Below are 26,664 nucleotides of genomic sequence, written 5' to 3'. Positions count from 1 at the left end.
AAAATCCCATCAGGGTTCCGGACGAAAGAGCCAGTCCCGATGGGTCATATAAATGGCCTGCACCAGCACCCGCCGCATCTCGGCGTCGCTGATCTCCCCCTGTTGCAGGCTCACCCCCAGATGGTAGCGGATCAGTTTGCCGTAGGCGTCGGTCAACCATGCCGGGATGTGGGCATATTTGTCGGCGATGTCCAGACCAACCGGAAAACCGTATCCAGGTAACAGCCGCGCGTACAGATACACGCGGCGGACGACCTCTTCCAGGTACGCGGGGGTGGCAAGTTCGTCGAACACCTCAATCCGCAGCGGATCGGCAATCTCCGCAACGTGCAGATAACAGCCGCGGATCGGCGGGAAGCCAGATGGAGCAGGGGGTTTAAGGACCTCAAAGTTGACGATCTCCTCACCCGCCTCTCCGGGCAGGCCGACTTCGCCCCGTCTCAGGCCCTCAAACTTGTGAATGACCCAGCTCTCAGCGTACTCTCCCGGCTCCAGCAGCATCGCCAGTAGCAGCGCATCAGTATAGCCTAAGCGGTCAAGGAGGGCTTTCGGTGTTGACAGATCGGTTCTGCCATAGAGCCTGTTGAAGTAATCACCGTTGCCCTTTTCGCGCAGGCCGCGAAACACGCGCTTTAGCAAAACGGTTTCACTGAAATCGCGCAGGGCGCCCCGCTCAACGACGCCGACGATATAGACCGGCTGCGGGCGCCGCCGGGCCGCGTCGCGGAGTTGCCGCAGCAGAAAGGCCATGAACGCTAACGGCTCAAAGACCCGCTGCCGCGCCCATTCGTCCGGGCGCCTGGTCATCCCCGGGTAGACATCAACATGGGCCTGCTGCAAAAACATCTCTTTCAACCGGTGTGCGCCCGGCGCGTCCGGCGCGTACTGGTGCAAAAAGAGATCGATATCCCGCTCGGTAAACGGCGTATGCCCGGCATAACTGCCAACCAGGTAGGTCAGCGGGCCGTGGAACATCAGCACGCGCAGGTCGGGTGTGCGTTCCAGGGCCGACAGTCCCGCCAGCAACTCGGCGGTGATGCGCACAATATCAACGAAGTCTTTCCGCTCCTTGCTCCCGCCTTCAAGATCGCCCAGAATGACGGGATAGTAGCCGAACTGCTCGCGTTCGCTTAACTGACGTTCCCCGGTGCGCACCCGGTAGGAGCCGACCCGCAGCAGGATAGGCACCCGGCTGGCCAGTTGCACCTGCCCGACCCCACCGTCAATGAAGGTAACCACCTCTCCCCGTACATCGGCCCATGAAGTTGCGGGTACCGGATACACCTCCAGCACCGGCTCAGGGCGGCGTCCTGCCCGGGTTTCGGCAATCGCCCGGCGCAGGGCGGCGATGAACCTGGCTGTATTCTTGAAGTAGTTTCCGCGCAGGCTTTCAGCGACGGTCAGGGCATTCTCCGCCAGCCGCGCGAAGAGGTGCGGTTGACGTTGCAGGTCCTCCTGCACCCCGGCCTCGGTGAACCATCGGTCGGACAGCGGCGTATCGTTCATAGGCGTTGCACCTCCACCCCTAGCGCGGCGAGCACTCGCAGGGCGTCCGTCGTACTGAAGGCGCTGACCGGCAGGCCGGCGAGCTGGCTGACCAGCCATTTGGGGCCAACCCTGTGCCCGTCAAGCTCCACGTACCAGGCTTTCGGCTGGGGAGGCGGCGTCTGCTGAGCACGCAGGGCGTTCAAGCCGCATGCGAGCACCGCTTCGGGTTCGAGGCAAATCTCAATTCCACATAGATGGGCGCACCCTGAAGGAAGGGGCCGCCGCCGGCCTGGTCGGGCCTGGTTGCCGTACAACCAGTCGAAAAGGCTGGCGAGCCGTTCGCCAGGGGAACCCTGGAGGCGGGTAATGGTACAATTATCCGGCAGAATGGTTTCAAGCCCTTCAACGGCCGGCGCATAGTCGCGACCGATGGCGACGCAGCAGCGCCGGTAGCTGGCGCGCTGAACATACTGCCGCAGCGCGGCCATTACCTCCGGGCGGAGCTGCAACGCCCGCGCCGGGGTCATCCGCTGTTCGTAGGCGGAAATGCGCTCGGAGGCGGAGAGGAGGCCGAAGCGCGCCGAAAGAATGGCAATCTCCAGGCTCGACCACGCGGCGGGATGAGCGCGGAGATAGTTCCGCACAAGCCGAAACTGCGGACCATCATAACGATCCAGCGCCGGAAGCGGATCAGGGTCGGCGCGCTTGCGTTGCGAGCAGGCGAGCAGTAGGAATGCATCGGGTTGAGCCATCGCGGATTGTCGTATTCGCTAGAGGGCGCTGCTCGCGGCGTGACTCTCCTCTCAATCTTCTCCTCACGCCGGACGGGTTGCCAGGCGGCGCCAGGCGAGCATGATCATCACCGTGAACGCGGTCATCCACAGCTTGCCGACGATCTGGCCGGCCAGGAACTGCAATGAGCCAAACGCCAGCCACAGGAAGAGCGCGCTGTCTACCACCACGCCAACCGTATTCGAGGCCGCAACGGCCCCCAGGCGGTTATGCTCGCGCAATGGCGAGTAGACCACGAAGTCAGCCAGTTCGCTGAACAGAAAGGCCAGGCCGCTGGCCAGGGCCAGTTGGGGGCTTAGCGCCGCGGAGATTGCCGCGCCCAGCAGAATCGCCCCCACCACCCAGCGCCGCCCAAGCGTCTCGTGGAGCGCGTCGCGCAGCGAGAAGACCAGACCGGCAAAGTACACCCCGGCGGGGGCCATCAACCCAAAACCAACCGGGACGATGCCGAAGATAATGATGGCGACATTAGCAAGGATGATGGTCAACACGTAACCAATAAGGGTGATCAGACCGGGGTTGCGGATTGCCACAACTATCTCCCTCGACGCGGCAAGATTGCCTGGACACTGGCGGCGAGCGCTTCAATCACCAAGGAGCAAGGAAAGACGCCTTAACAGATGACCTATTATATCCTGCCAAGTTCAAATACACCAGTTTACCGCATAGCGGCGCCGGTGGAGCGTCGGGCGGCGCCGATCAAACCGGCAGGGGCGAGCGGCCGGTCAGAATATCAGGAAGGCCGGGTTCCAAATCGTTCCTCTGCCATGCAAGGTGCGCGAGAGAGACAGGGTGAGGATCGTCGGCGCATTCGGCTGCAGAGACCTCCTCTCGCGCGAACGGCTACCAGGGGGATGACACAACGACCTGACAGGCAGGCGCACGGGCGATCCTGGTTCACGCAGCGGCATCCTGGAGCCTGCCTGTCAGGTCTCACATGCGCATCTACTCCCGCGAGGTCAGGGGGACGAAGGTTGTAAGCGCATCGAGATGCAGAAACTCCCTTCTCGCTTCAAAACCCTTCATCTGGCAGGGGCCTGAGAGGGCCTGAACCTCTCACGGGCAATTCTGACGCACCCCTTAACCCCATGCCAGCCTGCGACCGAATTTGGTATGATGGGGGCTACAGCCACTGGAGAAGAGGGGAGGACTCCGTATGTCGGCCGGACAGAAGATCCGCATTGGCGTGATGACCAGCGGCGGCGACGCGCAGGGCATGAACGCCGCCGTGCGCGCCGTGGTGCGCACCGCCATCACCCGGGGCTGCGAGGTATACGCCATTCGCGAGGGCTACGAGGGGATGGTCAAGGGTGGCAACTACATCCACCCGATGGATTGGTACAGCGTCGGGGGCATTCTGCACAAGGGCGGCACGGTGATCGGCACGGCCCGCAGCACCGCCTTTCTTACTCGCGAGGGCCGACGCGCCGCCGCGGCCAACCTGCTGGCCCATGGCATTGACCGGCTGGTGGTGATTGGCGGTGATGGCAGCCTCACCGGCGCCAATGCCTTCCGTCAGGAGTGGCCCGAGTTGCTGCGCGAACTGGTGGAGGAGGGCCGCATCTCCGCCGAGGTTGCCGCCCGCCATCCCCATCTCGCCCTGGTGGGCATGGTCGGCTCGATTGACAACGATTTTGCCGGCACCGATATGACCATTGGCGCCGATAGCGCGCTCCACCGCATCACCGAGGCCCTCGATGCCATCGCCTCCACCGCGGCCAGCCACCAGCGCACCTTCGTGGTCGAAGTGATGGGTCGCAACTGCGGCTACCTGGCCCTGATGGGCGCGATCTCCGGCAGCGCCGACTGGGTGTTCATTCCTGAACGCCCGCCCGCTACCGACGACTGGCAGACCGAGATGTGCGACGCCCTTCGCACCGGACGGCAGAGCGGGCGCCTCGATACGATTGTAATCGTCGCTGAGGGCGCGCAGGATCGTCATGGCAACCCGATCACCGCCGAGCAGGTGCGTCAGGTGCTGGAGGAGCGCCTCGGCGAGGACACCCGCGTGACCATCCTCGGCCATGTGCAGCGCGGCGGCGCGCCCAGCGCCTTCGACCGCTGGATGAGCACCCTGCTCGGCTACACCGCCGTCGAGGAGTTGCTCAAATCTCCGCCCGAGCGCGAACCGCAGGTGATCGGCATCCGCGAGAATCGCGTCACGCCTGTGCCATTGATGGAGAGCGTCGCCCAGACCCGCGCGGTCGCCGAGGCCATCGCCGCTCACAACTATGAGCGCGCCATGGAGTTGCGCGGGCGCAGTTTCATCGAAGCCTATGAAACCCTCCAGACTCTCATCCAGTCCCAGCCGCCCACGGGCAAGCCAAACGCCAGGCCCCTGCGCTTTGCGATTATGCACGCCGGCGGCCCCGCGCCGGGGATGAATACCGCCGTCCGCGCCGCTGTGCGCCTCATTCTGCACCGCGGGCACAAGACCCTGGGAGTGCGCAATGGCTTCCACGGTCTGATTGACGGGGACATTATCGAGATGGACTGGATGAGCGTGAGCGGCTGGGCCACGATGGGCGGGGCCGAACTGGGCACCAACCGCAAGGTGCCCCAGGGCTCCGAACTCTACAAGGTGGCGCGCAACATTGAGGAACATCAGATCAACGGCATCCTGATGATCGGCGGCTGGGCCGGCTACCAGGCAATGCACAAGCTCTTCACCGAGCGGCATATTTTCCCGGCCTTCAACATCCCGCTGATCTGCATGCCCGCTACAATCAACAACAACCTCCCCGGCTCGGAACTCTCCATCGGCGCTGATACCGCCCTCAACAACATCGTCGAGGCCGTGGACCGCATCAAGCAATCGGCGGTCGCGGCGCGCCGCTGCTTTGTGGTCGAGGTGATGGGCCGCGACTGCGGCTATCTGGCGCTCATGGGCGGTCTGGCCAGCGGCGCCGAGCAGGTCTATCTGCCCGAGGTGGGCATCAAGCTGCGCGACTTGCAGGCCGACCTCGATGAGATGATCTACTGGTTCAAGCGCGGCAAGCGTCTGGCGCTGGTGATCCGCAACGAACGCGCCAATCCGGTGTACACCACCTCGTTCATCTGCAACCTGTTCGAGGAGGAGGGCGGCAACCTCTTCGAGGTGCGGCAATCCATTCTGGGCCATCTCCAGCAGGGCGGCGATCCCTCGCCCTTCGACCGCATCCACGCCACGCGCCTGGCGGTCAAGTGCGTGGAGTTCCTGATCGACAATGCCACAAACGGTCGCGCCGAGGGGGCCTTCATCGGCTACACCGGCGGGAAGCTGCACATGGCCAGCCTGGACGAGTTTCCGCGCATGATTGATCCCCGCTATTCTCGTCCTCGCGTCCAGTGGTGGATGGACCTGCGGAAGATCGCCGATGCGCTGAACCAGCCGCCCAAGGACGAGCAGGAGTGAGAATGGGGGAGATGTATGACGCCAACGACTATGGCGCGGGGCCACGGGGACAGGCCGACGAACCAGTCACGGCAATTTGACCGTCAGTAGCGGAGAGGGGCGACCTTCCGGTCGCCCCTGGCGGTATGTCGTCGCTGGTTGCCTCTGACTGGTAGCGACAAGATGCTCAGCTATGCCCTCAGCGCACCGGCGATGGTGTGGGAACGCCGATATTAAACTGCAAGAAATCCGGTTGAGCAGCGAGATACACCGTGAAATACCAGATACAGCCGTAGGTCATGCCAAAGGTAAGCAACCCTACGAGACCGACTTCGACCAGTGCACTGACCATCGTTCTCCCGTAGCGCACGCTCATGAACACATGCAACCCTGTTCCCAGGGCAAGTCCAACGATGAGGGTTAAGCCAATCGGGGTGCTTATGAGCGAGGGTAGAATCCCCGCCAGTATTCCAAGGGCGCCGCAGCACGAGACAACCAGTTGGAGCATTTCGGTTGGACGGCGACGTGAACGAGATTTGCTGGTTGCCATAGCCTCACCTTGCACGCTAATGTGGAGTGTTCGCGGGCATTATACTAACAGGTGTCAGATGCCAGGATTCACCTGGAGGTCCCAATGAAAGGTAGTACTGCGTGCGGAGGTGGGTGGTAAGCCTGACATGCAGCACACCGGCAATCGGCCTATAATACGTACAGTGTTACCATTGCAAGCCCGCGTGCCCCCCTATGCCCGACCATCCCGCCCTCCCCAATCTCGACGCCTGGTTCGCCGCTCGTGGCTGGACCCCTTTCCCCTTCCAGCGCGCGGCCTGGGCCGCCTACCTGGCCGGCGAGAGCGGGCTGATCCACGCCGCCACCGGCACCGGCAAGACCTACGCGGCCTGGTTCGGTCCCGTCGCCGAGGCGCTGCTGAATGGCGACGCCGGGCCGCCTGGCCTCTGCGTGCTCTGGATCACCCCCCTGCGCGCCCTGGCCGCCGATACCGCCGCGACGCTCCAGGCCCCCCTGGCCGACCTGGGCCTCACCTGGCGGGTCGAGACCCGCACCGGCGACACCAGCGCCGCCACCCGCGCCCGGCAGCGCCGCCAGCTTCCCGAGGCCCTGGTGACCACCCCCGAGAGCCTGTCGCTGCTCCTGGCCCGCGATGATGCCGCGATCCTCTTCTCCGGCCTGCGCTGCGTGGTGGTTGATGAATGGCACGAACTGCTGGCTTCCAAGCGCGGCGTGCAGGTCGAACTGGCCCTCGCCCGCCTGCGCCGCTGGCGCCCCGCCCTGCGCACCTGGGGCCTCTCCGCCACCCTGGGCAACCTCGATACCGCCCTGGGCACGCTCCTGGGCAACCGGGTCGTGCAAGGGCCTTCGCCGCTGCCCGCGCCCCGCCCGCCGGGCCGCCTGATTCAGGGGGAGGAGCCCAAGACCATCGTCATTGACGCGCTGATCCCCGCAACCATCGAGCGTTTTCCCTGGGCCGGGCACCTGGGCCTGCGCATGCTCGACCAGGTGGTGGGCGAGATCGAGGCCGTACAGAGTTGCCTGGTCTTCACCAACACCCGCGCCCAGACCGAGCAGTGGTACCAGGCGCTGCTCGAGGCGCGCCCCGAGTGGGCCGGGCTGATCGCCCTCCACCACGGCTCCCTGGCCCCCGAGACGCGCGCCTGGGTGGAGGATGGCCTGCGCGACGGGCGCCTGCGCTGCGTGGTCTGCACCTCCAGCCTCGACCTGGGGGTGGATTTCAGCCCGGTGGAGCGGGTGTTGCAGATAGGCAGCCCGAAAGGCGTCGCCCGGCTGTTGCAGCGCGCCGGGCGCAGCGGCCACCGCCCCGGCGCGCCCAGCCGGGCCACCTGTGTGCCCACCCATGCCTTTGAGCTGATCGAGGCCGCCGCCGCGCGCCGGGCCATCGCCGCCGGGCAGATCGAGGCTCGCCCGCCCCTGTCCCGGCCCCTCGACGTGCTGGCCCAGCACCTGGTCACCGTGGCCCTCGGAGGCGGCTTTTACCCCGACGACGTGCTGGCCGAGGTGCGCACCACCGCCGCCTACCACGATCTGAGCGACGAAGAGTGGCGCTGGTGCCTCGACTTTGTGACCCGCGGCGGCAGCGCCCTCGACGCCTACCCCGAGTACCGCCGCGTCAGCCCCGACGCCGACGGGCGCTACCGCGTCACCGACGAGGCCATTGCCCGCCGCCACCGCCAGGCCATCGGCACCATCACCGCCGACGCGGCCATGGTCGTGCGCTACCTCAGCGGCGAACAACTCGGCACGGTCGAAGAGTCCTTCATCGCCCGCCTCCGCCCTGGCGACCGCTTCACCTTCGCCGGGCGGGTGCTGGAGTTCGTGCGGGTGAAGGAGATGACCGCCTGGGTGCGCCGGGCCACAGCCGCCGACGGCGCCGTGCCCCGCTGGACCGGCGGGCGCCTGCCCCTCTCGACCGAACTGGCCGCGGCGGTGCGCGAGCGGCTCCAGGCTGCCCGCGACGGCATGTTCGACGACCCCGAACTGGAGGCCCTGCGCCCGGTGCTGGCATTGCAGGCCCGCTGGTCGCGCCTGCCCGCCGCCGACGAACTGCTGGTCGAGCGCACCCGCACCCGTGACGGCTACCATCTGTTTATCTACCCCTTCGAGGGGCGCCTGGTCCACGAGGGCCTGGCGGCGCTGCTGGCCTACCGGCTCGCCCGGCGGCGACCGATCACCTTCAGCGTGGCCGCCAACGACTACGGCTTTGAACTGCTTGCCGCCGAGCCGCCGCCCCTGGAGGACGAGGGCGATCTGCGCGAGGCGCTATCCGCCGACGGGCTGGCCGAGGACCTGCTGGCCGCGCTCAACGCTGCGGAACTGGCCCGCCGGCAGTTCCGCGAGATCGCCCGCGTGGCCGGGCTGGTGGTGGTGGGGCCGCCCGGCGAGCGGCGTAGCGCCCGCCAGTTGCAGGCCGGCAGCAACCTGTTCTACGACGTGTTCCAGCAGTACGACCCGCACAATATGCTGCTGCACCAGGCCCGCCGCGAAGTGCTGGAGCGGCAGCTCGAACACCAGCGTCTGCGGGCGACGCTTGATCGCCTTGCCGCCGGGCGCGTCACCATCGCGCCCACGCCTCGCCCGACGCCCTTTGCCTTCCCCCTGCTGGTCGAACGCCTGCGCGAACGGGTCAGTTCCGAGGAACTGGCCGAGCGTGTGCGGCGCATGCAGGCGCGCCTGGAGCGCGCGGTCGGGTAGAGGCGTGGGGAAACCTGGTTTCCCCACCCTCCTCCAACGCGGGCCGAACAGAAGGCGGCTGCGGGGAGGCGGCGCCTCCCCGGGCTCCATCCAGTGTAACGAAGGAGTCCTGATGATCACCCTGCCCGAAGGCCCCCTGGTCAGCACCGCGTGGCTGGCCGAGCACCTCGGCCACCCGCGCCTGCGCATTGTGGACATGCGCGGCCTGGTGCTGCCGCCCACCGAGCCGAAACCCCACTACTTCGCCCGCCACGCCGATTATGCCGCCGGCCACATCCCCGGCGCGGTGTACCTCGACTGGACCCGCGACATCGTGGACCTGGATGACCCGGTGCCGGTGCAGGTGGCCCCGCCGGAGCAGATCGCCCGCGTGCTGGGCGAGCGGGGCATCGGCGACGACAGCGTAGTCGTGGCCTACGACGACTGGTTCGCGATGTTTGCCGGCCGTCTGCTCTGGGTGCTCCGTTACTACGGCTTTGAAAACGCCCGCATCCTCAACGGCGGCCTGGTCAAATGGCAGGCCGAGGGGCGACCCCTGACCACCGACGTGCCGAACTACCCGCCCGCCATCTTCACTCCGCGGCCCCGGCCCGAACTGCGCCGCACCGCAGCGCAGATCCTGGCCGGGCTGAACACCGGCATGGTGCTGATTGACGCCCGGAACGAGGCCGAGTATCGGGGCGAGGAGTCGCGCGCGGCCCGAGGCGGGCACATCCCTGGCGCGCTGAACGTGTACTACCAGAGCCTGCTCGACCCCGATCTGCACACCTTCGCGCCGGTGGAGGAGCTACGGGCGCGCTTCCTGGCCGCAGGAACGCCGCTCGACGACCTGGAGGGGCGCGAGGTGGCGGCATACTGCAACGGGGGCGTTTCGGCCACCCCTGTCGCCCTGGCCCTGGAGATGATCACGGGGAGGCGGGTGGCCATCTACGATGGGTCGTGGAACGAATGGGGCAACGACCCGAATAAACCGCTGGAGAAGTGATCTGATCTGGGATTTTGGATTGGCGTTCCGGGCTGAACATGCCGATCTGAAGCAGCCTTACGTTCCAGCCACGGCTGCCACCACGGCTGCAACATCGGTCAGGTCAGGCAGGGCGGCGTCGGGTTGATGGGCCAGCAGTTCCTCGAGAGGATAGGGGCCAGTGGCGACGGCCACGGTGCGCGCCCCATTGAGCTTGCCGCAGACGATGTCGTGGGGCGTGTCGCCGACGATCACGATCTGGTCACGCTGGAAGGACTGGCCATAGCGCGCCGCGGCGCGCGCGGCGGCGATTGGCACCAGGTCGGGGCGGTGGAAATGGTCATCGCCATAGGCGCCCGCGGCCAGATCGAGGTAGGCCGTCAGGCCGACGCACTCCAGCTTGAGCCGGGCCACCGCGGCGATGTTGCCGGTCAGGGGCGCCTGGTAGCCGACCGGCGCAAGGGCTTGCAGAGCCGCCACTACGCCGGGAAAGACCCGCGAGCGGGCCGCCAGGGCGTCGCGGCGGGCCTGCAGCAGGCCCAGGTAGGCGGCGGCGAACGCCTGCAGGCGATCGGCGATGGTATCAGGCGGCAGGGTGGGAAAGCTCTCGCGGATAATCTGCCAGTCGGTCTTGCCGGCGTAGGCAGTGCGCTCCATCGGAATCGCTGGCCCCACCACCCGGCGCATCGCCTCGCGCATCGCCTCGGCGGCAAGGCCGTCGGTGCTGAGCAACGTCCCGTCAACATCCCACAGGATTAAACGTTGCGATGGAGGCATCCAGTTCGGCTCCGGAGGCGATTGAAAGACGCGGCGAAACCTTCCGTGTCTAAGCCCAGGTGTATGAGCAAGGCCGGGAGGGCGCTATGCTCCCGGAGCGTCATCGGCCAACCTGGTTACTGGAGGACGTGGTATTCCAATTCCTGTTGAACGACACACACGCATCACTGCTCGATCCTGTCGGGACGCCATATCCAGCAATCCAAAACTCAAAATAATACTAGATGCACATTCGCTACGCGCACACCGCCGCAATAAAATCGCTGGCGGACGGCTATCAGCTATTGGCTATTTTCACATCAGATCCCCAGCACCCGCGCCCGATCCACAGGAACGTATCGCTGCACCGCTGCCAGCAGTTCGTCGAGATCAATAGGTTTCGAGAGGAAGGCATCAAACCCTGCCGCCACCGTCCGTTCCCGATCGTCCTCACCCAGGCCGCTGACGGCTATCGCCGGACAGCACGCCATCCCCGGTTCCTGGCGCAGGGCCTTCAACAGATCAGGGCCATCGCGATCAGGCAGACGCATATCAATCACGACCAGGTGGTAGCGCTCCTGTCGAGAGAGGTTCAGGGCCTGCTCAGCGCTATCCGCGACGGCGACGCTGTAGCCCTGGCTGACAAGGAACCGGCTGATGACCTGTTGCATCAGGGGGTTGTCGTCCACAAATAACACGTGCATCCGACGTCCTTTCTGACTTGCCGTGTTGTTGATGGCGTGTTAACTCAAATTATACCCGATGAGGCAAGCCCCGACGAACGCCACATGGCGGGTGTCAGCGAACCGTGTTTTCCTACAACAGATCCTTGCGCATATAGTACCAGCGGCCCTGGCCAAAGATAAGCCAGGCCAGCAGCGACCGGCGGACTCGGACGGTGGCGAAGCCCAGGCTGCGATAGAGACGCTGTGCAGCGTCATTGCGCGCCGCGACGTAGAGCCCCAGGAAGCGTTTGCCGCGCAGACGCGCCTCCTGTTCGGCGCGCGCCAGCAGGGCGCGGGCCACGCCGCTGCGCCGGTAGGGGGCCAGGACGGCCACGTCGGTCACGAAGCCTTCGCCGCGCTGGATGCGATGATCAAGCAGGGACAGGGCGAAGAGCGAGCGCGCTGCTCCGAACAGGCCCAGTTCTTCATGGAAGGCCAGTTCCGCTGCTCCGCTATTGTCGCCGCCCATCTCCCAGGTGCGCACCGTGGTGGTGCCAATGATCTGCTGCTGGTATTCGGCCACGAACATGCCGCGAAGGGCCGAGGCGCCCTGCCGCTGCCAGGCGCTGGCGAGGGCCGCCATGCCCCGCTCGGCGCCCGCGGATCCGAACGCGCTGCCGAACTTGTCGGCGAACGCTTCGCGGTGCAGGGCGAGGATAGCGTGAATGTCGTCCATCCGCGCCGGCCGGATCGTAAGCGGCGCGATCAGCGTCGTGCCGCGTGCGGCCCCCTCGCCGGGATTTCCGGCCAGCGCCGGGAACCATGCGGTCATAGTGGCGATCAATCTTGCCGGGAGCACGGAAAGGCGCAGCCGCCCTGCCAGCAGCGATCTCCCTACCGTCTGACCCTGCTCCCGCGCCGGATAGTGTTCACTTCCGCCGAACGCCTTCGAGTCGCAGAAGGGCGCAAAGAGCTTCAACAAGCTCACCCTCTGCGTTTACGCTCCTCTGCGTGCTCAGCCGTACATCTGAACACGCACCCGCAACAATAGTTCACCTGGATGTCAACTCGGTTACGCGCCGGTCAAGACGCGCCGAGATCTCGCGGTACATCTCGCCGCGCAACTGGGCCGCTTCGAGCTGGCGGCGCAGCGTCAGAATGTAGATCCCTGCTACGATCAGGGCGAGGGTTAATAGTAGATTGAGCTTCATGGTTCTCTCTCCACTCAGACAGGGGGAAGAGGCATATGCCGCCATTCTAGCGCAGCCCGCGCCGCACTTCAAGTCTGTGGAGGCGTGGAGGTGGTTGAGGCGCTTTCGACATCTCCACACCTCCACACCTCCACACCTCCACACCCCTCACCGCGCCCGCTGGCGCCAGGCGAAGTAGAGGGCGATGCTGCCCGCCACGGCGGCGTTGAGCGAGCCGATCTGCCCGATGATCGGCAAGCGCACCAGAAAATCGCAACGCTCGCGCACCAGCCGGGCCAGTCCTACGCCTTCGGCTCCGACGACCAGCGCCAGCGGCATATCCAGATCCACGGTGTAGACATCGCGGGCCGTCTCGTCGTTCTCCAGCCCGACCACCCAGACGCCGTTGCGCTGCAATTCGGCGATGGTCTGCGCCAGGTTGCCGATGAGGGCGATCTGGAGGTGCTCGGTGGCCCCTGAGGAGGCGTTCACCACGGCGGGGGTGATTTCGGCGGCGCGGCGACCCGGCAGCGCCACCCCGTGAACCCCCACCGCTTCGGCGGTGCGGAGCAGCGTGCCGATGTTCTGCGGATCCTGGAGGTGATCCAGGAGCAGGAGCAGGGCGGCCTGTTTGCGTTCCGCAGCGAGGGCCAGACAGGCGTCCAGTTCCACGTAGGGGTACGCTCCGGTTTCCAGGGCCACGCCCTGGTGGTTCACGTCGCGCAGTTGTCTGTCGAGCGCCTGCCGTTCCACCCGTTCAACAGGCACGCCGGCCCGCCCGGCGAGCTTGATAATCTCGGCAATCACGCCGGTCTCTTGCACGCCGCTGGAGATGCGCAGGCGGTGCAGCTCGCGCCGTCGTGCGCGCAGAGCTTCCCGCACCGCGTTGCGACCGTACAGTACCTCCGTCATACGATTGCGGATTTCGGATTTTGGATTTTAGATTGGGCGCATCCGGACGCAAAGGGTTGTGAGCGTCTTCCGTATCGGCCCTGCTCAACGAGGGGGGAGAGAGCCTGGCGCCTTCCCGGCGGGGGCGGCTGAACCCTGTGCAGCGGGCCTAGAGACCAAAGGCATCCTTGATGCGCCCGAAGAAGCCTTCGTCACGCTCGCCGGGCGTTTCAGTCTCAAAGGTGCGCGCCAGTTCCTGGAAGAGACGCCGCTGCTGCTCGGTCAGCCGCTCGGGAACGACCACGCGCACCACCACGATCTGATCGCCGCGGCCCTGCTGGCGCAGGAAGGGCACGCCCTTGCCACGCAGGCGGAAGGTCTGCCCGGTCTGGGTGCCGGGGGGCACGCGCATTTTCTCGACGCCGTCGAGGGTTGGCACGTCCACTTCTTCGCCCAGGGCCGCCTGGGCCACATTGAGCTTCAATTCAAGGATAATGTCGTTGCCCTCGCGCACGAAGAGGGGATGCGGCTGCACATCAAGGGCGACGTAGAGATTGCCGTGCGGTCCCCCGCGCGGCCCGGCGTCGCCCTCGCCGCTGATGCGGATCTGCTGGTTGCCATCCACCCCGGCGGGGACCTTGACGGTAATGCGCCGGAGCTGGCGCACCCGCCCTTCGCCCCGGCACTCGCGGCAGGGAATGGGGATGATAAAGCCCGTCCCGCCGCACTGGTCGCAGGTGGTGACAGTAACCATATTGAAGAGCGGGGCGCGCTGGCGCACTTCGCCGGCGCCGTGGCACTTGGGGCAGCGCACCGGGTCGGTGCCGGGTTCGGCGCCGCTGCCGCGGCAACTGGGGCAAACCTCCAGGCGGCGGAACTCGATCTCTTTCTCGGTGCCGAAGACCGCCTCTTCGAACGACAGGCGCAGGTTGTAGCGCAGATCGGCGCCGCGCTGGGGGCCGCGCTGGGCGCGCGGGCCGGCGGCGGCCCCGCCAAAGAAGGCGTCGAAGATGGTGCTGAAGGGATCGGCGCCTTCGAAGGGGTCATACGCGCCGCCCATGCTGCCGGGGGCATTGTGGCCGAAGCGGTCGTAGACCGCCCGCTTCTGTTCGTCGGAGAGCACCTCGTAGGCTTCGTTGATCTCCTTGAACTTGGCCTCGGCGCCGGGTTCCTTGTTCACGTCGGGATGGTACTGTCGCGCCAGGCGCCGGAAGGCCTTCTTGATCTCCTCCTGGCTGGCGGTGCGGCTCACTCCGAGCACTTCGTAGTAATCGCGCTTCGCGCCCGTGGTCATACGTTTCGTTCCTTGGCGGGGACGCCCGGCGCCTGTGGGCGCCGGGCATCAGACATCTAATCTACTTTGTACTCGCCCTCGACCACGTCGTCGCCGGCCTTGCCGCCGGAGGCGTCGGCGCCATTGGCCGACCCGCGCTGGGCCTCATAGGCTGCCTGACCTATTTTTTGCATCGAGACGCTCAATTCGGCCGATTTGTTGCGAATCTCGTTGACGTCATCGCCATCGAGCACGGCCCGCAGGGCGCTGATCTTGTCCTGCACCTCGGTACGGATGGCCCCATCGAGGGCTTCGCCCACCTCGCGCATGGAGCGTTCGGCGGTGTAGATCAGGCTATCGGCATGGTTGCGGGCCTCGATCAACTCGCGACGCCGCCGGTCCTCCTCGGCGTGGGCTTCGGCGTCGCGGATCATGCGCTCGATCTCCTCCTCGCTCAGGCCCGATGAGGCGGTGATGGTGATGCGTTGCTCCTTGCCGGTGGCCTTGTCCCTGGCGGTCACGTTCACAATCCCATTGGCGTCAATATCGAACGTCACCTCGATCTGCGGCACGCCGCGCGGGGCCGGGGGGATGCCTGACAGCTCGAAGCGTCCCAGACTCTTATTGTAGCGCGCCTCGGCCCGTTCGCCCTGCAGGACATGGATCTCAACGCTGCTTTGATTGTCGCTGGCGGTTGAGAAGACCTGGCTCTTGCGGGTGGGGATAGTGGTATTGCGCTCGATCAGGGGGGTCATCACCCCGCCGAGGGTCTCAATCCCGAGGGTCAGCGGGGTCACGTCGAGCAGCAGCACATCCTTCACTTCGCCGCCGAGCACGCCGGCCTGAATAGCGGCGCCGATGGCCACCACTTCGTCGGGGTTGACCGACTTGTTCGGCTCCTTGCCGAAGAACTTCCGCACCGCCTCCTGGATGGCCGGCATGCGCGTCTGCCCGCCAACCAGGATCACCTCGTCAATCTGTGACGGCTTGAGGCCGGCGTCGCTGAGGGCCTGGCGCACGGGACCCATGCTGCGCTCGATCAGATCGGCGGTGAGTTGTTCGAGCTTCGACCGCGTCAGGGTGATGTTCAGATGCTTGGGGCCGGAGGCGTCGGCGGTGATGAAGGGCAGGTTGATCTCGGTCTGCCCGACGCTGGAAAGCTCCATCTTGGCCTTTTCGGCGGCCTCCTTGAGCCGTTGCAGGGCCATGCGGTCCTGCCGCAGATCAACGCCGTGCTCCTTGCGAAACTCATCGGCCAGCCAGTCAATAATGCGCTGGTCGAAATCATCGCCGCCGAGGTGCGTGTCGCCGCTGGTGGCCTTCACCTCCACCACGCCCTCGCTGAGTTCGAGGATGGAGACATCGAAGGTGCCGCCGCCCATGTCATAGACGACCACGATCTCGTCTTTGCCCTTCTTATCGAGGCCATAGGCCAGGGCCGAAGCGGTTGGCTCGTTGACGATGCGCAGCACCTCCAGCCCGGCGATCTTGCCGGCGTCTTTGGTGGCCTGACGCTGGCTGTCGTTGAAGTAGGCCGGCACGGTAATCACCGCCTGGGTCACCGGTTCGCCCAGGTAGGCCTCGGCGTCGGCCTTGAGCTTCTGCAGCACCATGGCGGAGATCTCCGGAGGCGCGTACTCGCGCCCGCCCATCAGCACCCGCACATCGCCATTCGGCGCGCTGGAGAGCTTGTAGGGCACCAGGCTGAGATCCTTCTGCACCGTCGGCTCGTTGAACTTCCGGCCAATGAACCGCTTGACCGAAAAGATGGTATTCTCCGGATTGGTCACAGCCTGGCGGCGGGCCACCTGGCCCACCATACGCTCGCCGGACTTGTTGACCGCCACCACCGAGGGGGTGAGCCGCGATCCCTCGGCGTTGGGGATCACCACCGCCTCGCCGCCCTCGACCACGGCCACGACCGAGTTGGTGGTTCCCAGATCGATTCCGATAACCTTGGGCATGCAACCTCACTCTATCGCTTATCCACGACCTACCTTGACCATGCTCGGGCGCAACACGCGATCGCCCAGTTTGTAGCCCTTCTGCAATTCGGCGATGACCTTGCCTTCCTGGCCTTCAGCCTCTTCGTAGAGCACCGCTTCATGCAAATTTGGATCGAATTCCTGACCCAGAGCCTCAATCGGTTTCACCCCTTCGCTCTCAAGGATAGTGCGCAACTTCTGGGCGATCAACTGCGTGCCGCTCCACCATGGCGTTTCGGCGATCTCAGGGGGAATATTGGCGATGGCTCGCTCGAAGTCGTCAAGCACCGGCAGCAGTTTCAACAGCAGCGCCGACGAGGCGCTGCGGATCAGTTCGGCCCGTTCGATCTCGACGCGGCGCTTGAAGTTTTTGTAATCGGCGGCGGCGCGCAGCCACTGATCCTTGTATTCGGCGGCCTGGGCCTCGGCCTCAGCCAGCCGGGCCTGCAACTCCTCCGGGGTCGCCCCGGCGCCCTCAGCCGCCGGAGCGGCCTCAATCACCGGAGCGGTCTCGGCGGGCGGAACGGTCTCGGCGGTAGTGGCCGCTTCGTTATCCGTAGCGATGTTCTGTTCTTCGCTCATAGGTCTCCTCGTTATCTTCGCAGAGACTATCTCATAACAATTGGCAGCCAGCTCGAGAAGGTCGGAGAAACCAGGTTTCTCCACGCCCCTGCCAGAGGGACGAGTCCGGGAGGGCGCAGCCTTTCCGGAAAACTAGCTGTCTACCCGGTCTCTTACGGTCTTACCGAGGTTTGAGACAGTCTCTAACGCCAGTTCCTGTTGCACAGTGCAGACGCATCATCACCGCATCTCATCGGGACGCCATGTACGCCAATCCAAAACCCGCAATCCGAAATGGCAGAAGACGTGGCCTTTCAGATAACAGGCAGGAGAAGGTGCGGAAGGCCGCGCCCTCCGCGATTCTCCAGACGGTCATGCATGCGTGGGTCATGCGATACCACACCGGGCGCCGGAGCGCGGAGCGATCCGCGGACCTATTCGAGCGCCTCGCCTTCCGGGACGCGGCTCTCCACATTGTACAGTTCGGCCAGCAGGTCGCTCATTAGCGACGAGATGTAGCGCACGGTAGAGATGGAGCGCGGGTAGGCCATGCGGGTTGGCCCGATGACGCCAAGCACTCCGGCAATGGCGTTCTCCACGCCGTAGCGCGCCAGCACCACGCTGTATTCGCGCATCTCATCGGCGCTGTTTTCGCCGCCGATGATCACCTGCACCCCGTCGGAGGCGAGCACCTGGGAGATGAGCGCGCCCAGGCCCCGCCCGCTCTTGAGGATCTCCAGCGCCCGGCGCAGACGCTCCACGGCCCGCTCGGCGTCTTCGCGCACCAGCGACGGAATGAACTCCGGCTGGCTCAACATCTCGATCAGCCCGTCAGAGTGGATCTGTTCGCGCGACTGCTCCTCGAAGGTCTGCATCGCGCGCACGAGCATCTCCACCAGCCCGCGCTCGAAGTCGGTAAGCAACAGTGGTTGCTGCTCCACGGGGCGCGCCAGGGTCTCCTCGATGCCACTCAACGTCTGGTCGGCCAGATAGTCGCTGAGGCGGGCGGCGCTGCGGCGCAGATCCTCGGAACTGCGCGCCGTGTCCAGGGTGACCGTCTGTTGTTTGACGATGCCGCCATGGAACACCAGCACCGCCAGGGCTATGGTGTCGTGAATGGCGATCAGCTCGATGCTGCGGAAGCGCAGCGGTTCCGCCGAGCGCGGGGGCGTAACGAGCGAGGCGTTCTGGGTGGTGCGCGCCAGCACGGCCCCGGCGAGCTGGATCCACTGGTCAAGTTCGCCGCGCACCTGGTAAAACTGGTGCCGGATGGTGCGCTGCTCCGCCAGGGGAAGGGTGGTGCGTTCCATCAGGTTCTCGACGAAGAACCGGTAGCCGGCGTCGGTAGGCACCCGCCCCGCCGAGGTGTGCAGGTGGGTCAGATACCCCAGTTCCTCCAGCGCCGCCAGTTCGTTGCGCACCGTTGCCGGCGAGACGTTGAGCCGGTACTTGCGTACCAGGGTCTCCGAAGCCACGGGGCAGGCGGTTTCCACGAACTCCTGAATAACCAGCTTGAGAATGGCTTGCCGCCGCTCAGTCAGCACTGCCGACATAGCCGCGCATCCTCACTGAGTTAGCACTCTCAACCGGAGAGTGCTAAAGCGCAAAACTAAAGCAGTGGCGTGCACGCTGTGCACGCCGCGGTAGATTGTACCATGAGTTTCGCTCCTTGTCAGCAGGGCAGACGGGGAGTGTGACGCGCCGCGCCCCCCTCCCGGCCTCCTTCCGACGGTTGTGCATTACCTGCAAGTGGACATTCGCTATTTGTGGCATTCGGAAGCCCCTGCCCCCTCTGCCGCGCGCGGGAGAGGGGACAGGGGCGTGAGATTCATCAGCGCACTAAAATGCCGACCCTCCTCGCGCGAAAAACTCTACGCCCGCCCCCATTTGCAAACAACAAGCCGTGAGCGGCAGACAGGGGGCCTCACTCCTGGCGCGCAGCGGCCTCGATCAGCGTCAGCAGGCGCGGCACCATCGCCGCCGGATTCTGGTGCAGCCCCTCCAGCAGCAGGGCGTTGTCGTAGAGTTGCTCCAGGCCGGCGGTGACCACCTGGTCCTCCGGGTTGGCCTCCAGTCGCCGGGCGAGGGCGGCGATCAGGCTGTGGGCCGGGTTCAGTTCGAGGATGCGCGGGCGCTGCTCGACCTCCTGCCCCAGCACCTGATGGATGCGCTGCATATGGCGCCCCAGGCCCTCTTCGTCGCTGACCAGGCGCGCCGGGCTGTCGCGCAGCACCTTCGAGGCGCGCACCTCCTTGATGCGTTCGCCGAGCACCGCCGCCGCCCGTTCGGCCAGCCGCGTGAACTGCTCATCGTTGATCTGCGGGGGCGCCGCCTCGACCTCGCCGGGCAACTGCAGATCGGCTTCGTCAACATTGCGCAGCCGCAGCCCCTCGTACTCGCGCAGGCCCGAGAGCATCAGCCCGTCCACCAGGTCGTGCAGCAGGAGCACCTCAATACCGCGGGCGGTGAAGGGGTCGAGGTGCGGGCTGGTGCGCGCCGCCTCGAGGCTTGAGGCCATCAGGTAGTAGATCTCCTTCTGCCCGTCCACGATGCGGCTCTTGTACTGTCCCAGGGTCACCAGGTCGTCGCCGCCGCGGGTGGTGTGGAAGCGCAGCAATTTGAGCAACTCGCTGCGGTTCTCGTAGTCCATCGCCACGCCTTCTTTAATGAAGACGCCAAACTCCTGCCAGAAGCGGGCGAACTTCTGGGGATCGCTGTCGGCGAGATCGTTCAGTTCGCGGTGCAAGCGCGCGGACAGGGTCTTGCGGATGCGCTGGATCACCGGGGCGCTCTGCACGCTCTCGCGCGAGACGTTCAGCGGCAGGTCTTCGCTGTCCACCACGCCTTCAACGAAGCGGAAGTGGGCCGGCAGCAGATCCCTGGCCTCTTCCGTGATCAGGACCTTGCGCGAGTAGAGCTTAATCTTGCCCTCGATGCGCCGCTCGAACAGCCCGCGCTCGCGCCTGGCGGGAATGAAGAGGATGCTGTGCAGATCCACCGGCGCGTCGGTCGAGAGGTGCACGTGCAGCAGCGGCTCTTCGTGGTCGAGGGTGAGCTGGCGGTACAGGTTGCGGTACTGCTCCGGCTCCACCTCGCGGGGTGCGCGGCGCCAGAGGGCCTTCTGCTGGTTGATCTGCCGCTCGCCCATATAGATGGGGAAGGCCACGAAGTCGGAGTGGCGCTTGACAATCTGCTCGATGCGCCAGCTCTGGGCGAACTCCTTCGCGTCCTCTTTCAGATGCACGATAATCGTCGTGCCGCGCCCTTCGCGCTCGGCCGGGCCGACGGTGTAGCGCTCGCTGCCGTCGCTCTCCCACATGGCCGCCTCGGCTTCGGGGCGGTAGGAACGCGAGACGACGGTCACCTTATCTGCAACCATGAACACAGAGTAGAAACCAACGCCAAACTGGCCGATAATCTCGCTGGCGCTGGCTTTGCTGGTCTCGCGGATGCGATCAACAAAGGCCCGCGCGCTCGACTGGGCGATGGTGCCCAGGTGTTCGATCATCTCCTCGCGGGTCATGCCGATGCCCGTATCGCGCACGGTCAGGGTGCCCTTATCCGGGTCGGACTCGATCCAGATCGCCAGTTCAGCGTCGGGGTCGCGCACCTCCCGGTTGGTGAGCATTTCAAACTGGACGCGGTTGAGCGCATCGGAGGCGTTCGAGATCAGTTCGCGCAGGAAAATCTCACGATCGGTATAGAGCGAGTGCGCCAGGATGTGCAACACCTGCTGCACTTCGGCTTTGAAGGTAAGCGACTCGGTCTGGTTCGTCGTTGCGTTCTCCGTGGTCATACATCTCTCCTGCAACGAGTGAACATTGATTTGAATACAGGGGGGCGCCGGGGCGCTGCCCGCCCAAACGTTTTTATTGTACATCATTCACCGGCACTGGCGGCTACGCCGCCAATGCCGGTGAAACAACGACCCGTGCGGTCCCTGCGAGCAGGGGCGCAGGGCAATCCTGTAACGCAACCCTCCGGGTTGCGCTACGGCGCCCTGCGGCGGTAGCTCTCGTCGAGCAACTCGACGATGTAGCGCACCTGCACATCTTCGCCGCGCCGCCGCAGTTCGCCCGCCAGTTGCAGGGCGCAGCCGGGATTGGCCGTAGCGATGACCCGCGCGCCGGTGGCGAGGGCGTTATCCACCTTGCGCGCGCCGAGGCGCGCGGCCATGTCGGGCTGAGTAAGGTTGTAGACCCCCGCCGAGCCGCAGCAGAGGGCGCTCTCGTGCATTTCGCGCAATTGCAGCCCCGGAATGGCGGTGAGCAGCGTTCGCGGCTGCACGGTGATGCGCTGGGCATGGGCGAGGTGGCAGGGTTCCTGGTAGGTCACCTGCACGTCGAGGCGGCCCAGACCGGCGCGGTTGAACTCGATGCCGGCCAGAAACTCGTGCACGTCTTTGACCTTGCGGCTGAAGGCGGCAGCCCGCTCGTACCACAGGGGGTCGTCGTGGAGCAGGTGGTGGTACTCTTTGAGCGTGCTGCCGCAGCCGGCGGCGTTGACCACAATCGCGTCCACTCCCAGGGCTTCAAAGGCGGCGATGTTGCGCCGCGCCAGGTCGCGGCCCCCGTCGAGGTCGCCGCCGTGGGTGTGCAGGGCCCCACAGCAGCCCTGGCCGGGCGGGAGGATTACCTCGCAGCCGTTCTTCTGGAGCACGCGGATGGTGGCCTCGTGGACGCCAGCGAAGGCGGTGCTCATGATGCAGCCGGTGAGCAGGGCCACGCTGTAGCGCCGTTCGCCCTCGGCGGGGTAGATCTGTCCCCTGGGCACGGTGAAGCGGGCGTTGATCGGCGGTAGCATCCGCTCGGCGTCGGCCATGCCGATCAGCTTCAGCAGCCCGCTCTTGCGTGCGATCCACTGCGCGCCGCTGCGCTGGTAGAGCCGCATAGAGGCCGAGAAGGCCCGGAACAGTCCCATATCCTTGAACAGGGCGCCGAAAACGGCGCCGCGCAGCGCCCGTTGCCACAGGGGCCGCGGCGGCAGCGCCCCCGGCGCGGCGGGGTCGCGCGCGCCCCGCTCGCGCGCTTGCTCGATCTGCGCCCGGCTCGCCTCGAGTATGGCGCCGTACTGCACCCCCGAGGGGCAGACCGCTTCACAGGCGCGGCAGTTGAGGCACTGGCTCATCTGCTCCTGAAAGACCTCGCTCTCCATGCCAATGCGTCCTTCGTCCACCGCCTTCATCAGGTAGATCCGCCCGCGCGGCGAGGACATTTCCAGTCCGGTTTCACGGTAGGTGGGGCAAGAGGAGAGGCACAGGCCGCAGTGCACGCAGGTGTTGATGATGTCGGAACTGGGGCGATCTCTGGCGCTGAAGGGCGCCAGGGGGATGCTGAGCGTCTCGCGTTCGGGGGTGGTGAGCGTCATGCTGTCTCTCCATCCAGGGCGGGCGCTGTCCCGCCGCTTGTTCAGGCTTATGGTGCAGAGGCGGCGTCCCGCCAGAAAAAGGCGCCGGGGTTCATCCGGTTGAAGGGGTCAAGTTCGGTTTTGATCGCCCGCATCAGCCCCAGGGCGGGCGGCGGCGCGCCCCGGGGCTGCGCCGCGCGAGCGGCCAGGAACGGGTCGAGCAGATGGGCGTGGCGCAGGCGTCGCACAAGGGCGGCGTGGAAGTCGAGACGCCCCTCTACCGGCCCCGCGACCTGGAGGTAGGCCACGCCGCTCAGGCCCCGGGCGCAGATGCTTAGAGCCAACCCGCGCGGCAGGGCCTCGGCCTCGGCGGCATCGAGGGCGGCCCCCAGGCCGGCGGGCGCGGCGCACAGGCGCATCAGACTGGCGCCAGGCGCCTCCGGGGGCGCGGCGCGGCGCGCCACTTCAGCCCACAGGGCCTCCTCGTCGCCTCCGCTCAGTTCGTCGGCGCTCAGGGCGCCGGCCTCGCCGGCCAGGGCGCGCAAGGCGCGCATGTGCCGCGCCACCGCCGCCGGGTGGCCCTCGGCCCGCAGGGCCAGCAGCGCGCCCCCGGACGGAACGGCCAGCGGCGCGCTCGGTTCGGGCGGCCCCGCGACCAGTTCCGCGGCGGTGGGTTGTAGCCGCGTGTCTGCCACCGCGTCCAGGCAGGCCAGGGCCTGTTGCCGCCCGGCGAAGGCGGCAAGCAGCGTCGCTGCGGCCCGTGGCCGCGGAAAGACCCGCAGGCGCACCGCCGCGATCACCCCCAGGGTGCCATGGCTGCCCACCAGGAGCTTGACCAGGTCGAAGCCGCTCACGTTCTTGACCACCTGGCCGCCCAGGCGCGACACGGCGCCGTCGGCCTCGACGATGGTCAGGCCCAGCACCCAGTCGCGCAATGTGCCGTACCCCAGGCGTCGCGGCCCGTCGGCGGCGACGGCGACCAGCGCGCCCAGGGTGGCCGCCTCTGGCCGGTGTACATCCAGAGGGAGCATCTGGCCGTTGGCGGCGAGGAGCGTCTGGAGTTCGGCCAGGCTCATCCCCGCCTCGACTCCAATGGTCAGGTCGTCCGGTTCGTAGACCAGCACCCGCTTCAGGCGCCGGGTGGCGATGCGCAGGGCGGGAGTCTGGGCGCGCGCGCCGTCGAGCCGCGCCGCGTCGCCACAGGGTCGCACGGGCGCGCCAACGCGGTGGCAGAGGGCCACCACACGCGCCAGCTCCTCGACGCTGCCGGGGCTGACGGCGAGGGCGGCGCCGCTGGCGGTCACATAGTCAGCGCCCACGATTGCCGCGAGGGCGGCGCTGTCGAGGCGGCTCGCCTCCGGCGCGCCAGTCACAGCGAGGCGCGACCGGCCTTCTCCTTCTCCGCCGGCCCCGGGCAAGGAGCGCGGGGCAGTGGCGCGCATGCGCGCCTGGCGTTGCGCGGCCAGGTCGCGGGGGCGCAGGGCGGCGGGGAAGATCTTGCCGGGGTTGAAGCAATCTTCGGGGTTGAAACAGGTGTAGATGGCGGCGTGGAGCTGGAGTTCGTGCGGTTCGAGCAGCAGCGGCAGGTACTCCTGCTTCTCCACCCCGATGCCGTGCTCGCCGCTGATCACCCCGCCCTGTTCGATGCTCAGCTTGAGCACCGCCCCGGCGATCGCGTGGGCGCGGGCGCGCTGGTCGGCGTCGCGGGGATCGTAGAGCACCATCGGATGCAGGTTGCCGTCGCCGGCGTGGAAGACGTTGCAGACCTCCATGCGCCACTCGTGCCGCAGCCGCTCAATATGCTCCATCATCAGCGGCAGGCGGGTGCGGGGCACCACCGTGTCCACGAGCAGGTAAGCCGGCGCCAGTCGCCCGACGGCCCCGGCCATCGCCTTGCGCGCCGCCCAGACCCGCGCCTGCTCGGCGGGGGTGCGGGCCGGGCGCAAGTCAAAGGCTCCCTGCGCCCGGCAGATCTCCAGGATTTCCTCCAGGGTCTCGTCCAACCCCTCGTTGACGCCGTCCACCTCGATGATTAGCAGGGTCGTCTCGCCCGATTCGGGCAGGCCCAGGCCATAGGCCCGGTTGACGGCGCGAATGCCGTTGTGGTCCATCACCTCCAGCGAGGCGGGCAGGGCGCCAGCGGCGATGATCCGGCTCACTGCAGCGGAGGCGGCGACGACGTTGGGAAAGAGCGCCAGCACCACGCGGTTGGCTTCGGGCAGCGGCGTGAGCCGCACTAGCGCCCGGGTGATCACGCCGAAGGTCCCCTCGCTGCCGACCACGACGCCGGTCAGGTCGTAGCCAGCGGCGTCGGGGGTCCCATCGCCGGTCCAGAGCAGGGTTCCATCGGGACGCGCCAGTTCCAGGGCCAGGACGTGGTTGGTTGTAACGCCGTACTTCAAGCAGTGGGGGCCGCCAGCGTTGGTGGCCAGGTTGCCGCCGATGGTGCTGGCCTTCTGCGAGGAGGGATCGGGGGCGAATTGCAATCCCAGGGGCGCCAGGCGGGCGTTCAACTCGGCGTTGACCACCCCGGCGCCGACCAGCGCCCGGCGCGAGCGCGGTTCAATCGCCTCGATGCGCTCCATGCGCGCGGTGCTGAGAAGCACGCCACCGCGGACGGGAATGGCGCCGCCAGCGATGCCCGTGCCGGCCCCGCGAGCCACCACGGGCAGCCCGGCGGCCACGGCCAGGCGCACCACCGCGGCGGCCTCCTCGGGCGTGGCGGGCAGCACCGCCACGTCTGGCGCGTGGGCGACGATCATGCTCGCGTCGGCGTCGTAGGTGCGCAGGGCGTCGGGATGCAGGACCACGGCGCGCGGCCCGACGACGCGGATCAGTTCGGCGATCAGCTCTGGCGGCACCATCACACCACGTAGCGCCCGGGATTCAGGAGATTCTCCGGGTCGAATTCCTGCTTGATCCGCCGCATCAGATCCAGATTGGCCAGCGCCGCGCCCCAGACGGGCAATTCGGCGGCCAGGGCCGGCTGCGCGCCGATGACCACCAGGTGCGGCCAGCGGGCGAGCATGGCCGCGTGCCAGGCCCGCAGGGCCTCATCGCCGCCCCGCAGGCGCAGGTAGGCCACCCCGCCGAGGGCGCGGGCCTGCACGCGCAGCGCCAGACCCTCGCGGGCGGCCAGGGCGCGCGCGTCGCCCAGGGCCGCCTCCAGCGCTCCGGGCAGGCAGCTCAGCCGGGCCACCAGTTCGTCGGCGGCCAGATCAACCGTCTGCGGGGCGTCGTTGAAGCCGGCCCAGCGCCGTTCCACCTCGGCAAAACCCTCGGCGGCGAGGGAAACCGCGCCGGCGCCAGCCTCCTCGGCCATGCGGCGCACGTCGCGCACGTGGCGTTCGACCGCGGCGGGCAGGCCCTCGATCCGCGCCTCGATGCTCGCCGCGGCGCCGTCCTCGCGGTACTCCACTGCGGCGGGCGTAAGCTGGCTCGCGCTCAGCGCGGTGATCAGCCGGAAGGCTCGCTCGGGCTGAGCGAAGAAGCAACTCAGGCTCGCCGCGGCCCGCGGCCGGGGTATCAGTTTGAAGTTAGCCGAGACGATGATCGCCAGCGTGCCCAGACTGCCCAGGTAGAGTTTCATCATATCGAAGCCGCTGACGTTCTTCACCACCATGCCGCCGGCCTTGCTGATGCGGCCCGTCGCCTCCACCACGCGGATGCCGATCAGCAGGTCGCGGCTGGTACCGTAGGCCAGCCGCCGCGGGCCATCCGCGCCGGAGGCCAGCAGGCCGCCGACGGTGCTCTGCTCGGGCCGCGGGGGGTCCAGGGGCAACATCTGGTTGTGCGCGGCGAGGGCCGCGTTCAGCGCGGCGAAGGTCATCCCCGCCTCGACCGAGATGGTGAGATCGTCAGGCTCGTGCAGCAGAATCGAGCGCAGTCCCGTCGTGCGGAGGACGACGAAGGTCTCGGCGGCGACGGGCCGGCCCCAGCGCTGGCGTGTGCCCCCGCCCCAGGGGACCAGGGGCACGCGCGCGGCGTGGCAGGCGGCGACGGCGCGGGCCAGATCCTCCACCGTGGCGGGAGTGATCACCAGGGCGGGGGCCCGGCCATGCACGGCGAACGGCGCCGTCTCCTCAGAGAGGGCGTCGGGGCCGACGATCGCGGCCAACTGGCGCGTCAGTGATGCAGGAAGCATAGGGCGTC

The 26,664-nt window shown here is 66.9% G+C and carries 20 protein-coding genes; 3 read left to right on the top strand and 17 right to left on the bottom strand.

Annotated elements, in window-relative coordinates:
* Positions 1-9 precede the first annotated feature (9 nt).
* The 3 genes from NZU74_08875 to NZU74_08865 form a co-directional block, all read right to left on the bottom strand.
* Positions 10-1,506 carry a DNA double-strand break repair nuclease NurA gene (locus NZU74_08875; protein MCS6881433.1) on the bottom strand — a complete coding sequence of 499 codons (1,497 nt, stop codon included), beginning with the start codon at positions 1,504-1,506 and terminating at the stop codon, positions 10-12.
* On the bottom strand, positions 1,503-2,240 hold the full coding sequence (locus NZU74_08870) for a YaaA family protein (GenBank protein MCS6881432.1): 738 nt from the start codon (positions 2,238-2,240) through the stop codon (positions 1,503-1,505). Before NZU74_08870 ends, NZU74_08875 begins: the two co-directional genes overlap by 4 nt.
* A gap of 63 nt (positions 2,241-2,303) precedes the next feature.
* A complete protein-coding gene (locus NZU74_08865; protein ID MCS6881431.1) occupies positions 2,304-2,813 on the bottom strand; it encodes a VUT family protein in 510 nt (169 codons plus the stop codon).
* 623 nt (positions 2,814-3,436) lie between these two features.
* Between NZU74_08865 and NZU74_08860 the strand changes: the two genes are divergently transcribed.
* Positions 3,437-5,674 carry a 6-phosphofructokinase gene (locus NZU74_08860; GenBank protein MCS6881430.1) on the top strand — a complete coding sequence of 746 codons (2,238 nt, stop codon included), beginning with the start codon at positions 3,437-3,439 and terminating at the stop codon, positions 5,672-5,674.
* Between the two features lie 178 nt (positions 5,675-5,852).
* Here the strand turns inward: NZU74_08860 and NZU74_08855 are convergent, their stop codons facing one another.
* A complete protein-coding gene (locus NZU74_08855; GenBank protein MCS6881429.1) occupies positions 5,853-6,203 on the bottom strand; it encodes a hypothetical protein in 351 nt (116 codons plus the stop codon).
* 194 nt (positions 6,204-6,397) lie between these two features.
* Between NZU74_08855 and NZU74_08850 the strand changes: the two genes are divergently transcribed.
* Together NZU74_08850 and NZU74_08845 are read left to right on the top strand one after the other, a co-directional pair.
* Positions 6,398-8,881, top strand: a complete 2,484-nt coding sequence (locus NZU74_08850) for a ligase-associated DNA damage response DEXH box helicase (GenBank protein ID MCS6881428.1) — start codon at positions 6,398-6,400, stop codon at positions 8,879-8,881.
* Positions 8,882-8,993: 112 nt separating this feature from the next.
* The gene (locus NZU74_08845; protein MCS6881427.1) at positions 8,994-9,866 is read left to right on the top strand and encodes a sulfurtransferase; all 873 of its coding nucleotides are present in this window, start codon (positions 8,994-8,996) and stop codon (positions 9,864-9,866) included.
* Positions 9,867-9,923: 57 nt separating this feature from the next.
* Here the strand turns inward: NZU74_08845 and NZU74_08840 are convergent, their stop codons facing one another.
* The 13 genes from NZU74_08840 to NZU74_08780 all read right to left on the bottom strand — a co-directional run bounded on the left by NZU74_08840 (position 9,924) and on the right by NZU74_08780 (position 26,656).
* Positions 9,924-10,622, bottom strand: a complete 699-nt coding sequence (locus tag NZU74_08840; GenBank protein ID MCS6881426.1) for a haloacid dehalogenase-like hydrolase — start codon at positions 10,620-10,622, stop codon at positions 9,924-9,926.
* A gap of 299 nt (positions 10,623-10,921) precedes the next feature.
* A complete protein-coding gene (locus NZU74_08835; protein MCS6881425.1) occupies positions 10,922-11,305 on the bottom strand; it encodes a response regulator in 384 nt (127 codons plus the stop codon).
* Between the two features lie 112 nt (positions 11,306-11,417).
* On the bottom strand, positions 11,418-12,254 hold the full coding sequence (locus tag NZU74_08830) for a GNAT family N-acetyltransferase (protein MCS6881424.1): 837 nt from the start codon (positions 12,252-12,254) through the stop codon (positions 11,418-11,420).
* Positions 12,255-12,318: 64 nt separating this feature from the next.
* The gene (locus tag NZU74_08825; protein MCS6881423.1) at positions 12,319-12,477 is read right to left on the bottom strand and encodes a hypothetical protein; all 159 of its coding nucleotides are present in this window, start codon (positions 12,475-12,477) and stop codon (positions 12,319-12,321) included.
* 147 nt (positions 12,478-12,624) lie between these two features.
* On the bottom strand, positions 12,625-13,368 hold the full coding sequence (rlmB, locus tag NZU74_08820; protein MCS6881422.1) for a 23S rRNA (guanosine(2251)-2'-O)-methyltransferase RlmB: 744 nt from the start codon (positions 13,366-13,368) through the stop codon (positions 12,625-12,627).
* A gap of 148 nt (positions 13,369-13,516) precedes the next feature.
* Positions 13,517-14,641 carry a molecular chaperone DnaJ gene (gene dnaJ / locus NZU74_08815; GenBank protein ID MCS6881421.1) on the bottom strand — a complete coding sequence of 375 codons (1,125 nt, stop codon included), beginning with the start codon at positions 14,639-14,641 and terminating at the stop codon, positions 13,517-13,519.
* A 56-nt stretch (positions 14,642-14,697) separates the two neighbouring features.
* On the bottom strand, positions 14,698-16,584 hold the full coding sequence (gene dnaK, locus NZU74_08810) for a molecular chaperone DnaK (GenBank protein ID MCS6881420.1): 1,887 nt from the start codon (positions 16,582-16,584) through the stop codon (positions 14,698-14,700).
* 18 nt (positions 16,585-16,602) lie between these two features.
* The gene (gene grpE, locus NZU74_08805) at positions 16,603-17,187 is read right to left on the bottom strand and encodes a nucleotide exchange factor GrpE (protein ID MCS6881419.1); all 585 of its coding nucleotides are present in this window, start codon (positions 17,185-17,187) and stop codon (positions 16,603-16,605) included.
* A gap of 413 nt (positions 17,188-17,600) precedes the next feature.
* Positions 17,601-18,719: a heat-inducible transcriptional repressor HrcA gene (gene hrcA, locus NZU74_08800; protein MCS6881418.1), complete on the bottom strand. Its 1,119-nt coding sequence runs from the start codon at positions 18,717-18,719 to the stop codon at positions 17,601-17,603.
* 371 nt (positions 18,720-19,090) lie between these two features.
* The gene (gene htpG, locus NZU74_08795; GenBank protein MCS6881417.1) at positions 19,091-20,962 is read right to left on the bottom strand and encodes a molecular chaperone HtpG; all 1,872 of its coding nucleotides are present in this window, start codon (positions 20,960-20,962) and stop codon (positions 19,091-19,093) included.
* A 194-nt stretch (positions 20,963-21,156) separates the two neighbouring features.
* A complete protein-coding gene (locus tag NZU74_08790) occupies positions 21,157-22,533 on the bottom strand; it encodes a heterodisulfide reductase-related iron-sulfur binding cluster (GenBank protein ID MCS6881416.1) in 1,377 nt (458 codons plus the stop codon).
* 47 nt (positions 22,534-22,580) lie between these two features.
* A complete protein-coding gene (locus NZU74_08785; GenBank protein MCS6881415.1) occupies positions 22,581-25,376 on the bottom strand; it encodes an FAD-binding oxidoreductase in 2,796 nt (931 codons plus the stop codon).
* The gene (locus NZU74_08780; GenBank protein MCS6881414.1) at positions 25,376-26,656 is read right to left on the bottom strand and encodes an FAD-binding oxidoreductase; all 1,281 of its coding nucleotides are present in this window, start codon (positions 26,654-26,656) and stop codon (positions 25,376-25,378) included. Before NZU74_08780 ends, NZU74_08785 begins: the two co-directional genes overlap by 1 nt.
* Positions 26,657-26,664 lie beyond the last annotated feature (8 nt).

The sequence above is a fragment of the Chloroflexaceae bacterium genome, from assembly GCA_025057155.1.
Lineage (GTDB): Bacteria > Chloroflexota > Chloroflexia > Chloroflexales > Chloroflexaceae > JACAEO01.
The sequence above is the reverse complement of the archived record's forward strand: the minus strand, read 5'-3'. Positions and strand labels throughout refer to the sequence as shown.

Coding starts and splice junctions, on each gene's coding strand:
- NZU74_08870 (MCS6881432.1), bottom strand. CDS start 2,240: ATGGCTCAACCCGATGCATTCCTACTGCTCGCCTGCTCGCAACGCAAG.
- NZU74_08840 (MCS6881426.1), bottom strand. CDS start 10,622: ATGCCTCCATCGCAACGTTTAATCCTGTGGGATGTTGACGGGACGTTG.
- NZU74_08850 (MCS6881428.1), top strand. CDS start 6,398: ATGCCCGACCATCCCGCCCTCCCCAATCTCGACGCCTGGTTCGCCGCT.
- NZU74_08785 (MCS6881415.1), bottom strand. CDS start 25,376: ATGGTGCCGCCAGAGCTGATCGCCGAACTGATCCGCGTCGTCGGGCCG.
- NZU74_08855 (MCS6881429.1), bottom strand. CDS start 6,203: ATGGCAACCAGCAAATCTCGTTCACGTCGCCGTCCAACCGAAATGCTC.
- dnaK (MCS6881420.1), bottom strand. CDS start 16,584: ATGCCCAAGGTTATCGGAATCGATCTGGGAACCACCAACTCGGTCGTG.
- NZU74_08790 (MCS6881416.1), bottom strand. CDS start 22,533: ATGACGCTCACCACCCCCGAACGCGAGACGCTCAGCATCCCCCTGGCG.
- htpG (MCS6881417.1), bottom strand. CDS start 20,962: ATGACCACGGAGAACGCAACGACGAACCAGACCGAGTCGCTTACCTTC.
- rlmB (MCS6881422.1), bottom strand. CDS start 13,368: ATGACGGAGGTACTGTACGGTCGCAACGCGGTGCGGGAAGCTCTGCGC.
- NZU74_08860 (MCS6881430.1), top strand. CDS start 3,437: ATGTCGGCCGGACAGAAGATCCGCATTGGCGTGATGACCAGCGGCGGC.
- dnaJ (MCS6881421.1), bottom strand. CDS start 14,641: ATGACCACGGGCGCGAAGCGCGATTACTACGAAGTGCTCGGAGTGAGC.
- grpE (MCS6881419.1), bottom strand. CDS start 17,187: ATGAGCGAAGAACAGAACATCGCTACGGATAACGAAGCGGCCACTACC.
- NZU74_08845 (MCS6881427.1), top strand. CDS start 8,994: ATGATCACCCTGCCCGAAGGCCCCCTGGTCAGCACCGCGTGGCTGGCC.
- NZU74_08780 (MCS6881414.1), bottom strand. CDS start 26,656: ATGCTTCCTGCATCACTGACGCGCCAGTTGGCCGCGATCGTCGGCCCC.
- NZU74_08835 (MCS6881425.1), bottom strand. CDS start 11,305: ATGCACGTGTTATTTGTGGACGACAACCCCCTGATGCAACAGGTCATC.
- NZU74_08825 (MCS6881423.1), bottom strand. CDS start 12,477: ATGAAGCTCAATCTACTATTAACCCTCGCCCTGATCGTAGCAGGGATC.
- NZU74_08875 (MCS6881433.1), bottom strand. CDS start 1,506: ATGAACGATACGCCGCTGTCCGACCGATGGTTCACCGAGGCCGGGGTG.
- hrcA (MCS6881418.1), bottom strand. CDS start 18,719: ATGTCGGCAGTGCTGACTGAGCGGCGGCAAGCCATTCTCAAGCTGGTT.